This window comes from Flavobacterium sp. HSC-32F16, from assembly GCF_024171645.1.
Taxonomy (GTDB): Bacteria; Bacteroidota; Bacteroidia; order Flavobacteriales; family Flavobacteriaceae; genus Flavobacterium.
Genome location: NZ_JALKAC010000003.1, coordinates 468412 through 484193, shown reverse-complemented (window position 1 = coordinate 484193; position 15782 = coordinate 468412). Strand labels below are relative to the sequence as shown.

Sequence of the window (15782 nt, the reverse complement as noted above, 5' to 3'; positions counted from 1 at the left end):
CTCACCTCTTCCCATCCCGAACAGAGTAGTTAAGCCCGCCTGCGCAGATGGTACTGCAGTATTGTGGGAGAGTATGTCGTCGCCTTTCTTTTGAAGAATCCTCATCATGTATTTGATGGGGATTTTTTTGCTTTTAATCATTTTTGGATTTAGATACAGAATTTTTGCTTACTCTATACTTCAAAATAAATGGTCTATACCCATGGCTGGTTATCGGTGATCCCTGCATATCAATATGCAATGTCTTCCTGTGATTTTAAACTACGGGATTTAATTTTGGTATTAGTTTTTTTATAAAATATTGTGCTCATTGGGTGTAGTTTTAAATCACGGGTTTAGATTTTATATCCTTGTATTCTTGCATATCAAACAGAAGTAAATAATTGTAAATATTGAACTGTAACAAGTTTGGAATTTAGATTTTTTTATTCAAAACATTCTCTATATCAGTTTTTTATATTTTTTTTGTTTCATTCTATTTTTTGATTGTCCACATCATTTATAAACTGAATTACACCGTTCATAAAGACTTTTTGATCGTCCCACATAGCTAAATGGCTTCCGTTTGCACAATATAAATAACGTCCTTTTTTAACTAATTTACTTTGTTCTTCCATTGCTTTTGGATCCATTGTATCATATTTTGCGCCAATCATAAGTGTGGGAATCGTAATTTCATGCAGTCTGTTTTTAATATCCCATTTAGCCAATCTTCCGCTGATACCAAACTCACTAGGCCCCTGCATTAAGGTGTAAATTTCTCCATTTGCATGTTTGCTGGCACGATTTAGTCCATCTGGCCATTCTTTTAATCGGCATAAATGTTCTTTGTAAAAATTTGGAAGTAGTAATTTCATATATCTGGGATTACTAAAATCCTTCTTGGCTTCTAAAGCTCTTATTTCTGCAAGAATTTCTGGTTTCATTTGTTTGGCTAAAACTTCATCGGCATATTTTCCGTATTCAGGAGCACTTGCCATCATATTAGATATTAGTAATCCTTTTATGTTTTGTTGATATTTCAGCGCATATTCCATAGCAAGAATACCTCCCCAGGAATTCCCTAGAACATAAAAATTTTCTTTATCAGCATTAATTGCTTTTCTTACTTGTTCTACTTCATCAACAAATCTGTCAATTGTCCATAAACTACTATCCTTTGGCTGATCACTGTAATAAGAACCTAATTGATCGTATTCATAAAATTCAAATCCTTCCCTTTGGAAAAAGGTTTCAAAGCATTCCATATATTCATGTGTCATTGCTGGACCACCGTGCAATAATAAGACTTTGATTTTAGGATTATTTCCAAATCGTTTTGTCCATACTTTAAATTCACCTACAGGTGTTTTTATTGGAATCATTTTTACTCCTGCTGTTTCTGTTTTTTCCTGATTGTAAGTAAAATAGTTTGATAAAACCTTACAATTAGTTTCATTCTTGCAAGATGTAAAAAGTAAAAGACTACAAAGAATTATAATACAGCGCATATATTTAGTGTTTAATGTTTGAGACTAATTTACAAATTAAATGTTCAGTTAGCTTTTGTAATGTAAGTTTTTTAGTATAGTGCTTTGAATGTTGAGTGCTTAAAAACGACTATATAGTGATATATAAAAATAATGTGATTATAGTTTTGCATTTTAAATACTATTTGCAAATTATAACACATAAATAGGATGAAATTAAAGACACATTACGATTCTGACTATAAATATGGAAAATGGCGGGCCGCAATCCTAGAATTATTTCGTTTGGAGTGAAAGCAGGAGTGATGCTTTACAAATGAAACCTCACTCGGTTAGGAATTGAAATCGATCCTAAATTTCAGAAAAATGTAAACAGTTTTACGCCTACTTTTGGATTAGTTTCAGACCATAGGAGAGGAAAAGGATTTTAATTAGTCGACCAAACCATTTTCAACCGCGTACTTTACAAGACCTGCCGTATTTTTCGCATTCAGTTTAGATAATAAATTACGGCGGTGTGTATTTACAGTATTTAAACTTATATATGTTTTTTCGGCAATTTCAGCCGTATTGTATTCGTGAGCAATCAAAACCAAAATTTCTTTTTCACGAGAACTTAATTCCGTTAAATTCGAAACCTGTTTTTCGATTTTAGAACTGTTCGAAAGATATTTTTCTTCTAATTCTTCAGCAAAATAATTTTCACCCGAAGCAATCGTATATATTGCTTTTAAAAGCTCTTGCTTTTCAGCATTTTTTAATAAATATCCATTCACGCCAATTCTAATTAATCTCGAAATAATCATCACATTACTGTGCGTGCTTACAATTAAAATCTTCACATTTGGATAGTTTTTTTTCAAAATTTTGCTTAATTCGATACCATCCATTTCCGGCATACTTACATCAAGAATAATAAAATCAATACCACCTTTTTTTACAATTTCAAGCGCTTCATTTCCATTTATGGCCTTATCAACAATTGTAATATTTGGTTCTTGTTCCAATAAAGACATAATTCCCTGAAGAAACATTGTATGATCATCGGCAATAAGAAGGTTAATTTTTTTCATTAAACAAATATATTAGTTGCTTTTTAATTCGTCAAGCTGATTTTTTAAATCAATTCCCTTTACTTTATTTTTTGATTTTGGCTCTAAAATCGGAATTTCAATATTCGTAATTGTGCCCCGTTTCAGTTTAGAATCAATAAAAAAAGAGCCATTTAACTTTTTAATCCGGGTTTCTAAATTAATAAAACCAATACCTTTAGATTGTTTCGCAGCATCAAAACCAATTCCATTATCTTCAAATAAAAGATTCACAATATTTTCAATAAAATTCAATTGAATCTCAACTTCCGAAGCATTTGCGTGTTTAATCGTATTTGTCAAAAGTTCCTGAATTATTTTAAAAGTTTCAATTTGAATATCTTCATCCATTTCATTAATTTCTTTCCTTGGATAAGGAATAAAAGAAATTTTAACCTTGCTCGCTTCGCTGATATTTTTCAAATACGATTCTAACACCTCTAAAAATTTATTTTGGCTGAATTTTTTCGGAAGCAAAGTATGCGATAAACTTCGAACCTGCTGATACGTTTCGTCCAGCTGCAGACTTATTTTTTGAATATTCGAAAAATTAGAAACATCCAAATGATTGACCTGAAGTTTTATAGCTGCCAAATTACCGCCAATACTATCGTGCAGTTCCTGAGAAATACGCTGTCTCTCCTTATCTTGTCCGCTAATCGAAGCCTTAATTAATTCTAATTCCTGATCTTTCAGGATTCCGTTAATTTTTTGCGAACTTATTTCAGCCTGTTTAATATTCAATACATGCTGTACTTTAAAACGCTTATAATATTGAAATAAAAGCCCTGTAAGGGGCAGTAATAAAATCAAAAAAGCAGTTATTGTAAACAATTTAGTTTTCTTTTGCTGATTGATTTCTAATGCTTTTAGCTGCTGATCTTTCTTTAAAAGAGAGATCTCATTTCGTTTTTTATTAGATGAATTCTGAAAAGCTAAAATCGTATTTTCATTGTTTTTCTTAGAAATTTCCTCTTGCAGAAGCATGTTTTTAATAGCTTCTTCCTGATTGGCCAAAGTTAATTTTTTTGCTTCATTTTCAAATTTCAACGCTTCAATTTCCTTTTGCTTCTGCGTCGTTTTATATTTGACTTCTAACTCATTAATTTCTTTTATTTTCTGAAGATTATTGATAGAATCTTTTATACGGGCTGCTTTTTCAAAAAACAAATAAGCATTTTTATAATCTTCCTGCTGAATAGCAATTTTTCGCAGTTCATCATAAATAGAACTTTGATTTTGAAGCAATCCAAAATAAACCGATTTTTGAAGTGCTTCAGAGAATATCATTTTTGCTTCGTTATATTTTTTAAGCGAAATATAAGTATTGCCAATACTGCTGCGGGAAACAATTGACAATTGATTCAACTCACTTTTATCAGCAATTGTAAGAGCTTCCTGGAACATTTTTAACGCTTCCTGAGGTTTATTCTGCAATTGATAATTCTCACCAAGACCTAATAAAACAATAACGCGTCCCTGGTCATTATTCGTTTTTTCGCAAATGATTTTCCCTTTTTTATAAAAGATATTGGCATTCTCATAATCCTTCAATCTCGAATAAATATCACCAATATTAATATAACTTCCCAGAATTATTTCGTTATCATCTTTACAGGTAAGACATTGTTTAAATAACTTAAGAGCATTGTTATAATCGCCCAATTCACTGTAAGTTTGGGCTAAACCATGTATGTGCGTATAATAAAGATTTTTTTCATTGTATTTTTGAGAAGCTTCAATACCTTTTAAATGCCATTTTTTGCTTTCGTTCAGCAATCCTCTTTTCTTATAATTGATTGCCAGTAAATTATAACCCAGTGAAAAAAGCCTGTTTTTTAAAGAATCATTTACAACCGTATTGAATTTTAAAGCCTGATTTGTATAATAAATAGAAGAATCTATAATCGCTCTTTTATTAAAATAATAGGCAAGAAGTAAATTAGTACGAGCAATAGATCTATGATTTGAGGCCGATTTTAAAATAGAATGCGCTTTTTTATATGCCTTTTTCTCTTCGCCTTTGTTGTACAAATCGTAAAGGGCGAGCGTATTTTTATCCTCTTTGATTTCTACAGAATTTTTAGCACTAAAAGTCGTCTTTCTATTTTCAATCTGCGCTTGCAAATTGAACGATAAAAAGATGAAGATCAGTAAATAAAGTCTTCCATACCAGATTGTCATACGTTTTGGTTTAGTACTTTAAACCTCAATTAGAGTAATTTTAAAACCTTGTAAACTTGGGTTTATATGTGCGTCCGCTTTTTGAAGGACAGGTAAAAATAGTACAAAACAATTAGATAATAGTTTCTTAAAATAATTTTTTTGGACAAAGTTGTGATATAATCATATAATTGAACTGATTTTAAATTGATTGAAAATCAGTTGATTGTCTAATTTTTAAAGGCTAAAAGTTTCTTAAATTAATTTGAATGCATTTTTTGTTGTAGTAAATTAGTGAGACTATATTTAAATAAACAATTATGAAGAACAGAATATTTTTAGCCATAGCATTGTTAACAATAACAATCTCGGCCAGTGCGCAGAAGAAAATTGAAGTAGCCGAACTGCCAAAACCGGCACAGGAATTTTTAAAGAAACACTTTAGTGGTACTACTGTCGAAAGCGCAAAAAAAGATGCAGAACATGGAGAAAAAGGTTTTGAAGTAAAACTAAAAGATGGAACAGAAGTAGAGTTCTGGAAAGACGGATCGTACCGTGAAGTTGACGGCGGAGACAACCCAATTCCAACCGCATTTATTCCGGATAATATCAAAGCGTATGTTGCCAAAAATCATCCAAATGAAAAAATAACGCACATCGACTATGGTCACAAAGATTTGGATGTCGATTTAACAAACAAAATTGATTTGGAATTTACCAAAGACGGTAAAATTCTAAAAGACAAAAAGAACGATGTTAAAAAATAATAATTTACAGCACAGATGAATTTCCTTCTACATCCCACAATTTAAAAGGCGGACTGTAGAAGGAACTTTATTTACCACCAATTTTTACGAAAGAACATCTTGTGCGAAAATAGTTTATATTTACATTTCTATTTTTTATTTCATGGAAGAGAATAAACACGTAACGATTTACGATATTGCCGAGCGTCTAAATTTGGCGACATCAACTATTTCACGCGCTTTAAAAGATCATCACACTATTAGTGATAAAACGATAAAGAAAGTGAAAAAAACTGCCGAAGAAATGGGATTTGTTCCCAATACTTTAGCTGCAGGTTTACGCGGAAATAAAACCAAAACCATTGGAGTTTTAATTCCCACCGTTACACAGCCGTTTTTATCCTCCTTAATCAGCGGAATTGAAATTACGGCTCAAAAATCAGATTATACCGTAATTATCATGCAGTCGCATGACTCGTATGAAGAAGAAGTTAATATGGCCAAATCTTTATACAGCAATCGTGTAAGCGGTGTCATTTGCTCTTTAGCGATGGAAACCAGAGATACAGCACATTTTCATCAATTTTCAAACAATAATATTCCGTTAGTATTTGTTGACAGGGTTCCAAAAAATTACAATACTTTTAGAGTGGTTATCGACAATTACACTGCAGGCTACAAAGCCACAAAACATCTTATTGAGCAGGGTTGTATCCGAATTGCTCATTTAACAGCCGGTTCAGAATTAGGGAATTTATACAATGAAAGAAAAAGAGGTTACATCGAAGCCTTAAAAGATCATAACATTGAAATTGAAGAAGAATTGATTATCAATCTAAATTCTGTTACCTACGAAGATGGCGTAAAAGCCAGCAATGCCTTATTTGATCTAAAACCCGTTCCGGACGGATTATTTGCTCCCGGAGATATTTTGGCTGTGAGTGCCGTTCAGACGGCTAAAAAACGAGGTATAAAAGTACCGGAAGAATTTAAAGTAATCGGTTTTAATAACGATCCGATCTCACAAATTATAGATCCAAATTTGTCTACCATTACGCATCCTGCCGAAAAAATGGGAAAAGCGGCTGCCGAAATTATCATCAAAAATTTGAAATCATCTAAAAATGATGATGCAAAAGAAATTACATTTTTAAATACTGAAGTACTCGCAAGAGAATCAACTCAGAAATAAATCAAGAACATTCTAAATAGTAAGGCTTATCATTGGTTTGATAAGTCATGAACTTTCATGAAAACAATTACACTTCCAGACGAAATGAATTTAGAAAAATCACAACACGTACATGTTGTTGATTACAGCAGTTCTAAAGACGTTTCGAAACAGCAGATTATCTTAAATCAAAATATAATTAGTTTTTTGATTGAAGGAACCAAAGAAGTCATTTTTGATACTACAGAATTGTCTATAACACCCTCTAAGTTTATCATCATGCGATCTGGAAATTGTTTAATGACAGAAAAAAGGATTTCAGAAACTTCTGGCTATAAAAGCATTCTGCTGTTTTTTTCTAATGAAATGGTTTATAATTTTATTAGAAAAATGGATTCGGAGAAATCAGAATCAATCAGCCCAAAATCAGTTTATGCTTTTGATTATGATGATTTCCTGAAACGTTTTGTAGAAAGTTTAACTGATATTTCTAAACTTTCAAAAACCGTTCAGTCAAAATTGCTCGAAGTCAAGTTTGAAGAAATAATGCTTTATTTAACCGCTCAATACGGAACCGATTTTCTGTACTCCCTAACTGCAAACAGCGACGATGCCTCTCAAAAATTTATTAGAACTATCGAAAACAGTCATTTGAGTAAACTGACCTTAAAAGAATTAGCTTTTTTGTGTAATATGAGTGTTTCGACCTTTAAAAGAGAGTTCGAGAAACACTATTCAGAATCGCCTATGAAATGGTTTCAAAACAAAAGACTCGAATATGCCCGTTATTTGCTGAGCCAGGAAAAAAGCCCTTCCGAAGTTTATTTTGAAGCGGGTTACGAAAACCTCTCCAGTTTTAGTCAGGCCTATAAAACTAAATACGGTGTTACGCCAAAAAGGCACAAAATGATTTGAACTTTTAGCAACAGTTTTTGGCTTTTTAGCTAAAATTATTCAGCCGTTCCAAATTTAACTTTGCTTAAAATTTTAAAACAGATAAAATGAAAAAGCTAAGTTTAATTTTGGCAGTATCAGCCATTTTTTCAACATCGATTTTTGCACAAAAAACATTTACTTTAACCAGTAAAGATTTAGGAGGAGAAACCACTAAAAATCAGGAATTCAACGGGTTTGGCTGTTCAGGAGAAAACCAGTCTCCGCAGTTATCCTGGAAAAATGCTCCCGAAGGAACAAAAAGTTTTGCCGTAACGATGTATGATCCTGATGCGCCAACAGGAAGCGGATTCTGGCATTGGGTTGTATTCGATATTCCGGTAAATGTAAACGAATTGGTTAGCAATGCAGGAACTAAAAATTTTGTTCCAAAAGGTGCCATTCAAAGTGTAACCGATTATGGAATTAAAGGTTTTGGAGGTCCATGCCCGCCAGTTGGGCACGGTTATCACCAATATATTATTACCGTTTATGCTCTAAAAACGGATAAGCTGGGAACTGACGAAAATACAAATCCGGCCGTAGTTGGATTTAATCTATGGAACCAGACTTTGGCAAAAGCGAGTATCGTAGCCTATTATAAGAGATAATAAATTTTAGAGTTTTAAACTCTAAATCGAACCCCGTTAAAGCAGGATAGTTTTTATAATTATCCTGCTTTTATTTGTTATAGAAATATATTTTTTGAAAAAAAGGGGACTAAAATTTTTTTCTTAAACAACAATCCTATATTTTTACGCAACCGATTGTTTTTCTTGTTTTATTTAGAATAATGTATTTTTTAAATTAAAATTTTATCAAATAGTATTATTAAGAAGTAAAATTATGATGCAGTAAAAATGAAAGTTTAAGAATAAACTAATTAGTAAATGACTTCAGTAAGATTTGTAATCCTGTTTCTTTCGATTTTCTTTTCGGCTTCAGCGCAAAAGGATTATAGGCTATGGCTTCAATATGACAGAATAAATAATTCGGTAATTGCTTCAGAATATAAAAGCAATATTCAGGGAATTATTTCTTTTGGAAATTCTCAAACTTCTCAAATTGCTGTAAAAGAATTACAAGACGCAATCGCGGGTATGCTGGGAAATAAATTAGAAATTAGATCAGAAATAAAAGGAGAAAATAATCTGATTATAGGTTCTCAAAATTCTTTAAATTCTGATTTAAAAAAAGCCTTGCAACCCGATTTTGACAAAATAAATAATGAAGGTTTTATCATTAAATCAATCCTTTTTAAAAATAAAAAACAGCTTATCATTTCAGGTAAAAATGAAATTGCAGTTCTGTACGGTGTTTTTAATTTTTTGAGTTTGATTCAGACTAATAAATCAATAAAAAATTTAAATATTACCGATTCACCAAAAATAAATCTCCGAGTTTTAAATCATTGGGATAATCTTGATAGGACAGTAGAACGTGGTTACGCAGGTTTTTCTTTATGGAACTGGCAGAAATTACCCGATTTTATAGACCAACGCTATGTTGATTACGCCAGAGCGAATGCCTCAATTGGTATTAACGGAACGGTTTTAAACAATGTAAATGCTAATGCTCTAATCTTAACTCCGCAATATTTAGAAAAAGCAGCAGCTTTAGCCAGTGTTTTTAGACCTTACGGAATAAAGGTTTATTTAACTGCAAGATTTTCGGCACCCATTGAAATAGGAAACCTAAAAACTGCCGATCCAAAAGATCCTGAAGTGATGAATTGGTGGAAAAATAAAGCAGCTGAAATTTACAAACGAATTCCAGATTTTGGAGGATTTTTGGTAAAAGCCAATTCAGAAGGCCAGCCCGGTCCGCAAAACTATGGAAGAAATCATGTTGATGGAGCAAATATGCTTGCTGATGCCGTTGCTCCATTTGGAGGTGTAATTATGTGGAGAGCATTTGTATATTCAGAACATGATGCAAACGATCGGGCAAAACAAGCTTATGCCGAATTTCAGCCGTATGATGGAAAATTTAAAGAAAATGTAATTGTTCAGGTGAAAAACGGTGCCATCGATTTTCAGCCTAGAGAACCGTTTCATCCTTTATTTGGAGCAATGCCAAAAACGCCTTTGATGATGGAATTTCAAATCACGCAGGAATATTTAGGTTTCAGCACACATTTGGTTTTTCTGCCGAAATTATTTCAGGAAGTTTTAGAATCAGATACATATCAAAAAGGAAAAGGTTCAACGATTGCTAAAGTAATTGACGGTACTTTATACCAAAATAAACTAACCGGAATTGCCGGAGTTGCCAATATAGGTAACGATTTAAACTGGACCGGACATTCTTTTTTACAGGCAAATTGGTATGGTTTCGGAAGACTCGCATGGAATCCGTATTTAGATTCGGAAACAATTGCTGACGAATGGTTAAGATGTACATTTTCGAACGAGGAAAATTTCATAAAACCAGTTAAAAAAATAATGATCGAATCCCGTGAAGCCGTTGTCAATTATATGACACCTTTGGGTTTACATCATATTATGGATACGGGACATCACTACGGGCCGGGACCCTGGGTTTCTAATTTGTCAAGACCAGAATGGAACCCCACCTATTATCATAAAGCAGATAAAAACGGAATTGGTTTTGACAGATCAAAATCGGGAACAAATGCTGTCTCGCAATATGCGCCAGAAATAGAGAAGCTTTTCGATAATCCAGCAACCTGCCCAGAGCAAGATTTATTGTGGTTTCATCATGTTTCATGGGATTATAAATTAAAAAACGGACAAACGCTTTGGAACGGACTTTCGCTTAAATATCAGGAAGGTGTAAATCAGGTTGCAGCGATGCAGAATGTTTGGAATCAGTCAGAAAAATATGTGGACAGTGAACGTTTCAACGAAGTAAAAATGTTATTAGAAATTCAGCATAAAGAAACAAAATGGTGGAGAGATGCCTGCTTATTGTATTTTCAGCAATTTTCAGGAAAAGAACTTCCTGCAGGAGTTGAAAAACCAACGCAGACTTTAGAGTATTTTAAATCATTAAAATTCCCATTTGCACCAGGAAACGGTTAAATAAATTATGGAGTAATTGTAACACGGATAAAACGGATTCGCTATTGCGAAGACGCTGATTTACACAGGTTTTTTATTTATGTTTTTTATTGAGAAATCGGTTTTTTCTGCGTCTTTGCAATAGCGAATCCGTGTCATCAGCGTATTAAAAATATATTTTAAAAATTATGAGCAAAAAAACAGCAATAGTAACCGGAGGAAATTCGGGTTTAGGATTTGCAACAGCAAAGAAATTATGTGACAATGGAATCACAACCTACATTATTGGAAGAACAAAAGAAAAAACAGAAGAAGCCTGCAGAGAAATTGGAGAAAATGCTGTTCCGGTAATATTTGATTTAAATGATTTGAAAGGAATTCCTGCCATGATCGAAAATATTACCAAAAATGGGTCAATTGATATTTTGGTAAACAATGCCGGAATTAATATGAAAAAAGAATTTGCAGATGTTACAGATGAAGATTTCTTAACGATAATTCATACTAATCTTTTAAGCGTTTTTGCTGTAAGCAGAGAAGTGGTGAAAAACATGAAAGAAAATGGAGGCGGAAGCATCATCAATATTAGTTCGATGGCGTCACAATACGGAATTCCAAAAGTAATTGCGTATTCTTCAAGCAAAGGCGCAATTGAATCTATGACACGTGCCATGGCGGTTGAACTGGCTCCGTTTGGTATTCGTGCAAATTGCATAGCTCCAGGATTTATTAAAACCAAAATGTCATCAACAGCTTTAGATAATGATCCGGAAAGAAAAAGTAAAGTATTAGGAAGAACGCCAATGGGGTATTTAGGAGAGCCTTCGGACATTGCAGATGCGGTTTATTATTTCGCTTTAAGCGAATCAAAATATACAACAGGAACTGTCTTACCAGTTGATGGCGGAAACAGTATTGGGTTTTAATTTTTAAGGATTTAAACGCATAGAAACATAGTTTTTCTTTGTCTGCAAAGGTGGTTCACTTATATTAACTCACATAGACTATGTGTTAGAAACTAGTTTCTTTTTAAAATCTTTTTTCGAGTTAATATAAATCTATGTTTCTATGTGTTTAATTAATTTTTACAAAAGTTAAGTATGATAAAAATGCAGCAAGCCATGCGATGGTTCGGGCCAAACGATACTGTCAAACTAATTGATATTCGACAAGCTGGCGCAACGGGAATTGTAACCGCATTGCATCAAATTCCGGTTGGCGATATCTGGACTATTGAAGCAATAAAAGAAAGACAGGAAATTATTCGAAATTCCGGACTGGAATGGACTGTGGTCGAAAGTCTTCCCGTTCATGAAGAAATCAAAAGAGCTTCAGGAAATTATCTGCAATATATCGAAAATTATAAAATCAGTTTACGAAATCTCGCAGGATGCGGTATCAAAATCATAACCTATAATTTCATGCCGATTCTGGATTGGGTAAGAACCAATCATAATTTTATAAATGAAGACGGAAGTAAAGCGTTGCTGTACAATCAGGATGCTTTTACTTATTTTGATGTTTTTCTTTTGCAAAGACAAAATTCAGAAAACGATTATTCAAATAATGAAAAAGAAGAAGCGGTACAGTTTGGAAATCAATTGTCTGAAGATGAAAAAGCATTGTTGTTTAAAAATGTTTTGTTGGGACTTCCGGGAAGTAAAATTAATTTTACGGCAGAACAGATTTTGTCACTTTTAGAAAATTATGCCAAAATTGACAATCAAAAACTAAGAGAAAACCTGATTTATTTTTTATCAGAAGTTGCTCCTGTTGCAGAAGAAATAGGTTCAAAACTCGCCATTCATCCAGATGACCCTCCGTTTTCGGTTTTAGGACTTCCAAGGATTGTTTCAACCGAAGCCGATTTGAAAGCTATTTTTAACGCCGTTCCATCAATAGCAAATGGATTATGTTATTGCACAGGTTCATTAAGTGCCGATCCGAAAAACAATCTCGAGAAAATTATAGACGATTTTGGAGATAGAATCCACTTTTTACATCTTCGGAATACCATCCGCGAAAGCGAAACTATTTTCAGGGAATCAGAGCATTTAAACGGCGATGTAAAAATGGAAGTTATTGTCGAGAAATTATTGCTGTTAATGAATGAAACAAAGATAAGTCTGCCAATGCGCCCTGATCATGGTTTTCTCCATAGAGTTGATGAACAAACAGAAACCTATCCTGGTTATTCCCTTACAGGAAGATTAAAAGGTCTTGCTGAATTACGAGGTTTAGAAATAGGAATTGCTTATAAATTGAATTTGTAAAAGTTAAGTATTCTAACAGTTTTCTAAAACCTTTTAGGTATTCTATAAAACGTTCAGTTTGTCATTCGAAGAATAAAACAGCTATTAACTTTTAACCAAAATATATGAAATTTATTAATCCTTATTTGCTGGCGATCAGTACCGTGTTTTTTGTAAATTGTTCTTCTAACAAGGAAACGCTCACCTTAAAAGAGGCTTATAAAAACGATTTTTATATTGGAACTGCTTTAAGTGCAGACCAAATTGAAGAAAAAGAAGCAAAAGTTGATTCATTAATTCGAACAGAATTTAATGCGATTACAGCAGAAAATATCATGAAATCGATGTTCACACATCCGCAAAAAGATAAATATGATTTTACTTTAGCGGATAAATTTGTTGCTTATGGCGAAAAGAATAAAATGTTTATTCACGGTCATACTTTGATATGGCACAGCCAATTAGCGCCATGGATGGAAAAAATTGCCGACAGTACAGAAATGAAAGCGTTTATGAAAGATCATATCACCACTATTGTTTCAAAATACAAAGGTAGAATCAATTCGTGGGATGTTGTTAATGAAGCTTTAAACGAAGATGGAACTTTGAGAGAATCTGTTTTTTTGAAAACGATGGGTGAAAAGTATCTTGTTGATGCTTTTAAACTGGCACAAAAAGCAGATCCAAAAGTAGACTTATATTACAATGATTATAATATTGAAGAACCAGCAAAAAGAGCCGGAGCAGTTGCTTTGATTAAAAAGATAAAAGCAGAAGGAGGAAAGGTTGACGGTGTTGGTATTCAGGGACATTGGAGACTGAAAAGTCCGTCTATAGAAGAAATTGAAAAGAGTATTTTAGAATATTCGGCATTAGGAATTAAAGTTGCTTTTACAGAATTGGATATTACAGTTTTGCCCAATCCATGGGATTTAAAAGGTGCCGATGTAAATCAGAATTTTGAAGGAAGTGCCAAAATGAATCCGTATCCCAAAGCATTGCCAGATTCTGTTCAGACGCAATTGGCAGAACGATATGCTTCTATTTTTAAACTATTTTTAAAGCATAAAGATAAAATAAGCAGAGTAACTTTTTGGGGAGTTTATGATGGACAATCATGGTTAAATGACTGGCCTATAAAAGGAAGAACCAACTATCCGCTTCCGTTTGATGCAGCTTTGAGACACAAGCCTGCCTACGATAGCATTTTAAAGTTAAATAAAACGGAAGAATAGTGTATTTAAACAGCTTTGAATTAAACTATTATAAGCAAACGGTTGTTTTTTGTAATATTATTGAAATAAAGCAAACTAAATTTGTGTAATATGTTTTTTTATATAATTTTACACAACCGATTGTTTTAATCGTATTTCGCTTTCCTGCAAGGTTTTCAAAACCTTGCAGGTATATTTGAAAAGCATTATAAAAACAATTTTAAACCTGCAAGGTTTTGAAAACCTTGCAGGAACTAACTAACCACAAACCACAAAATGAATAACATTTCACAAAAATTATCCATCAAAGAAAAAATTGGATACAGCTTAGGAGACTTGGCCGCCAATTTGGTTTTTCAGACTTTGATGACTTATCTGGCTTATTTCTACACCGATATTTACGGATTATCGCCAACAGATTCTTCTATCATAATGCTGATTGTGGGTTTAGTTGCCGCTTTTATTTTTAATCCCATTATTGGCGTTTTGGCAGATAGAACCAGAACTAAATGGGGAAAATTCAGGCCGTGGATTCTGGCAACCGCAATTCCGCTTGGAGTTGTGGCTTTATTAGCATTTTCCACTCCTGATTTCGCCTATAAAGGAAAAGTAATTTATGCCGTTGTAACTTATACTTTATTGCTGCTTTTTTATGCCGGAAATAATCTTCCGTATTCTGCTTTAAGCGGTGTAATTACAGGAGATATGTCCGAAAGAAACAGTATGTCATCATATCGTTTTGTGGCGGTTATGTTTGCTCAGTTTTTTGTTCAGGTATTTATGCTCGGAATTATAAAAAGTGCCGGAAACGGAGACAAAGCAATTGGTATAGAAAAAGTAATGACGGTTTTAGCTGTCATTGGAACCATCATGCTTTTAATTACATTTTTGACAACTAAAGAAAGAATCATTCCAAAGCCGGAACAAAAATCAAGTGTTAAAGAAGATTTAAGCGATTTGGTAAAAAACAGACCCTGGGTTATCATGCTTTCGCTTACCACTTTGGTTTTTATTACACTGGCAATGAAAGGCGGTTCCTATGTTTACTATTTTGAAAATTACGTAGATAAAGAACAGTTAGCACTTTTTATTCAGCCTATTTTAGAAACTTTATCGACTATTGGGTTGAATCATTTTGGCAATGATCCCGTTTCTGCAGGATTTGGATTGTTTAATGCCGGCGGTATTATTTTTATGATAGTAGGAATCACCCTGTCTAAAAATCTTGCGGATAAATACGGAAAGCGAAATATATTCGGGTTGTTTTTATTCATTTCAACGCTTTTTATTATTGCTTTTTATTTCTTTCCGTCAACATCAGTACGCTTAATGTTTTTCTCCCAAATTCTGCACGGATTTTTCTACGGAATTACAATCCCAATTCTTTGGGCGATGATTGCCGATGTTGCTGATTATTCTGAATGGCTGAACAATCGCCGTGCAACGGCAATTATTTTCTCTGCCATGATGGTAGGATTAAAGGCTGGATTAAGTATTGGCGGTGCCTTGACGACACTGTTTTTAGGATATTTCCATTACGTACCAAATTCTGCCATGCAAACCGAAACTGCGATAAACGGAATCAAATTATTAGTCAGCATTTTTCCTGCAATTCCATTTTTAATAGGAGCCGGATTGTTGTTTTTGTATAAAATCAATAAACAAATGGAAGTGCAGATCGAAACCGATTTAAAACAAAGAAGAGCTTAATTATTTAAAA

At 33.2% G+C, this 15782-nt stretch carries 12 protein-coding genes and 1 rRNA gene; 10 read left to right on the top strand and 3 right to left on the bottom strand.

Annotation, left to right across the window (positions count from 1 at the left end):
- Window positions 1-88, top strand: a 5S ribosomal RNA gene (gene rrf / locus L1276_RS13280); the annotation flags it as partial.
- A gap of 382 nt (window positions 89-470) precedes the next feature.
- Here rrf and L1276_RS13275 read toward each other — a convergent pair.
- From L1276_RS13275 to L1276_RS13265, 3 genes are all read right to left on the bottom strand, one after another.
- On the bottom strand, window positions 471-1490 hold the full coding sequence (locus L1276_RS13275) for a proline-specific peptidase family protein (RefSeq protein ID WP_253788527.1): 1020 nt from the start codon (window positions 1488-1490) through the stop codon (window positions 471-473).
- A gap of 410 nt (window positions 1491-1900) precedes the next feature.
- Window positions 1901-2542, bottom strand: a complete 642-nt coding sequence (locus L1276_RS13270; protein ID WP_253788525.1) for a response regulator transcription factor — start codon at window positions 2540-2542, stop codon at window positions 1901-1903.
- Between the two features lie 12 nt (window positions 2543-2554).
- Complete coding sequence (locus tag L1276_RS13265; RefSeq protein ID WP_253788523.1) at window positions 2555-4744, bottom strand: sensor histidine kinase; 2190 nt, start codon at window positions 4742-4744, stop codon at window positions 2555-2557.
- A gap of 299 nt (window positions 4745-5043) precedes the next feature.
- Here L1276_RS13265 and L1276_RS13260 point away from each other — a divergent pair, with 299 nt between their 5' ends.
- The 9 genes from L1276_RS13260 to L1276_RS13220 all read left to right on the top strand — a co-directional run bounded on the left by L1276_RS13260 (window position 5044) and on the right by L1276_RS13220 (window position 15772).
- Entirely contained in the window at window positions 5044-5490 is a 447-nt protein-coding gene (locus L1276_RS13260) for a PepSY-like domain-containing protein (protein WP_253788521.1), read from the top strand.
- Between the two features lie 142 nt (window positions 5491-5632).
- Window positions 5633-6661, top strand: coding sequence for a LacI family DNA-binding transcriptional regulator (locus L1276_RS13255; RefSeq protein WP_253788519.1), 1029 nt, complete (start codon window positions 5633-5635; stop codon window positions 6659-6661).
- A 57-nt stretch (window positions 6662-6718) separates the two neighbouring features.
- Window positions 6719-7555: an AraC family transcriptional regulator gene (locus L1276_RS13250; RefSeq protein WP_253788517.1), complete on the top strand. Its 837-nt coding sequence runs from the start codon at window positions 6719-6721 to the stop codon at window positions 7553-7555.
- 86 nt (window positions 7556-7641) lie between these two features.
- The gene (locus L1276_RS13245) at window positions 7642-8184 is read left to right on the top strand and encodes a YbhB/YbcL family Raf kinase inhibitor-like protein (protein WP_253788515.1); all 543 of its coding nucleotides are present in this window, start codon (window positions 7642-7644) and stop codon (window positions 8182-8184) included.
- A 279-nt stretch (window positions 8185-8463) separates the two neighbouring features.
- Window positions 8464-10617: an alpha-glucuronidase family glycosyl hydrolase gene (locus tag L1276_RS13240; RefSeq protein WP_253788513.1), complete on the top strand. Its 2154-nt coding sequence runs from the start codon at window positions 8464-8466 to the stop codon at window positions 10615-10617.
- 167 nt (window positions 10618-10784) lie between these two features.
- Window positions 10785-11522 carry an SDR family NAD(P)-dependent oxidoreductase gene (locus L1276_RS13235; protein WP_253788511.1) on the top strand — a complete coding sequence of 246 codons (738 nt, stop codon included), beginning with the start codon at window positions 10785-10787 and terminating at the stop codon, window positions 11520-11522.
- 183 nt (window positions 11523-11705) lie between these two features.
- Window positions 11706-12869: a mannonate dehydratase gene (gene uxuA, locus L1276_RS13230; RefSeq protein ID WP_253788537.1), complete on the top strand. Its 1164-nt coding sequence runs from the start codon at window positions 11706-11708 to the stop codon at window positions 12867-12869.
- Between the two features lie 104 nt (window positions 12870-12973).
- Window positions 12974-14083, top strand: coding sequence for an endo-1,4-beta-xylanase (locus tag L1276_RS13225; RefSeq protein ID WP_253788509.1), 1110 nt, complete (start codon window positions 12974-12976; stop codon window positions 14081-14083).
- A gap of 255 nt (window positions 14084-14338) precedes the next feature.
- Window positions 14339-15772 (top strand): MFS transporter, encoded by a 1434-nt coding sequence (locus tag L1276_RS13220; protein WP_253788508.1) that lies wholly within the window; start codon window positions 14339-14341, stop codon window positions 15770-15772.
- Window positions 15773-15782: the final 10 nt, after the last annotated feature.

What these genes read in the sequence shown, in the direction of transcription:
- L1276_RS13265 (WP_253788523.1), bottom strand. Translation starts at nt 4,744, where the DNA reads ATGACAATCTGGTATGGAAGACTTTATTTACTGATCTTCATCTTTTTA.
- L1276_RS13255 (WP_253788519.1), top strand. Translation starts at nt 5,633, where the DNA reads ATGGAAGAGAATAAACACGTAACGATTTACGATATTGCCGAGCGTCTA.
- L1276_RS13235 (WP_253788511.1), top strand. Translation starts at nt 10,785, where the DNA reads ATGAGCAAAAAAACAGCAATAGTAACCGGAGGAAATTCGGGTTTAGGA.
- L1276_RS13275 (WP_253788527.1), bottom strand. Translation starts at nt 1,490, where the DNA reads ATGCGCTGTATTATAATTCTTTGTAGTCTTTTACTTTTTACATCTTGC.
- L1276_RS13260 (WP_253788521.1), top strand. Translation starts at nt 5,044, where the DNA reads ATGAAGAACAGAATATTTTTAGCCATAGCATTGTTAACAATAACAATC.
- uxuA (WP_253788537.1), top strand. Translation starts at nt 11,706, where the DNA reads ATGCAGCAAGCCATGCGATGGTTCGGGCCAAACGATACTGTCAAACTA.
- L1276_RS13240 (WP_253788513.1), top strand. Translation starts at nt 8,464, where the DNA reads ATGACTTCAGTAAGATTTGTAATCCTGTTTCTTTCGATTTTCTTTTCG.
- L1276_RS13270 (WP_253788525.1), bottom strand. Translation starts at nt 2,542, where the DNA reads ATGAAAAAAATTAACCTTCTTATTGCCGATGATCATACAATGTTTCTT.
- L1276_RS13220 (WP_253788508.1), top strand. Translation starts at nt 14,339, where the DNA reads ATGAATAACATTTCACAAAAATTATCCATCAAAGAAAAAATTGGATAC.
- L1276_RS13225 (WP_253788509.1), top strand. Translation starts at nt 12,974, where the DNA reads ATGAAATTTATTAATCCTTATTTGCTGGCGATCAGTACCGTGTTTTTT.
- L1276_RS13250 (WP_253788517.1), top strand. Translation starts at nt 6,719, where the DNA reads ATGAAAACAATTACACTTCCAGACGAAATGAATTTAGAAAAATCACAA.
- L1276_RS13245 (WP_253788515.1), top strand. Translation starts at nt 7,642, where the DNA reads ATGAAAAAGCTAAGTTTAATTTTGGCAGTATCAGCCATTTTTTCAACA.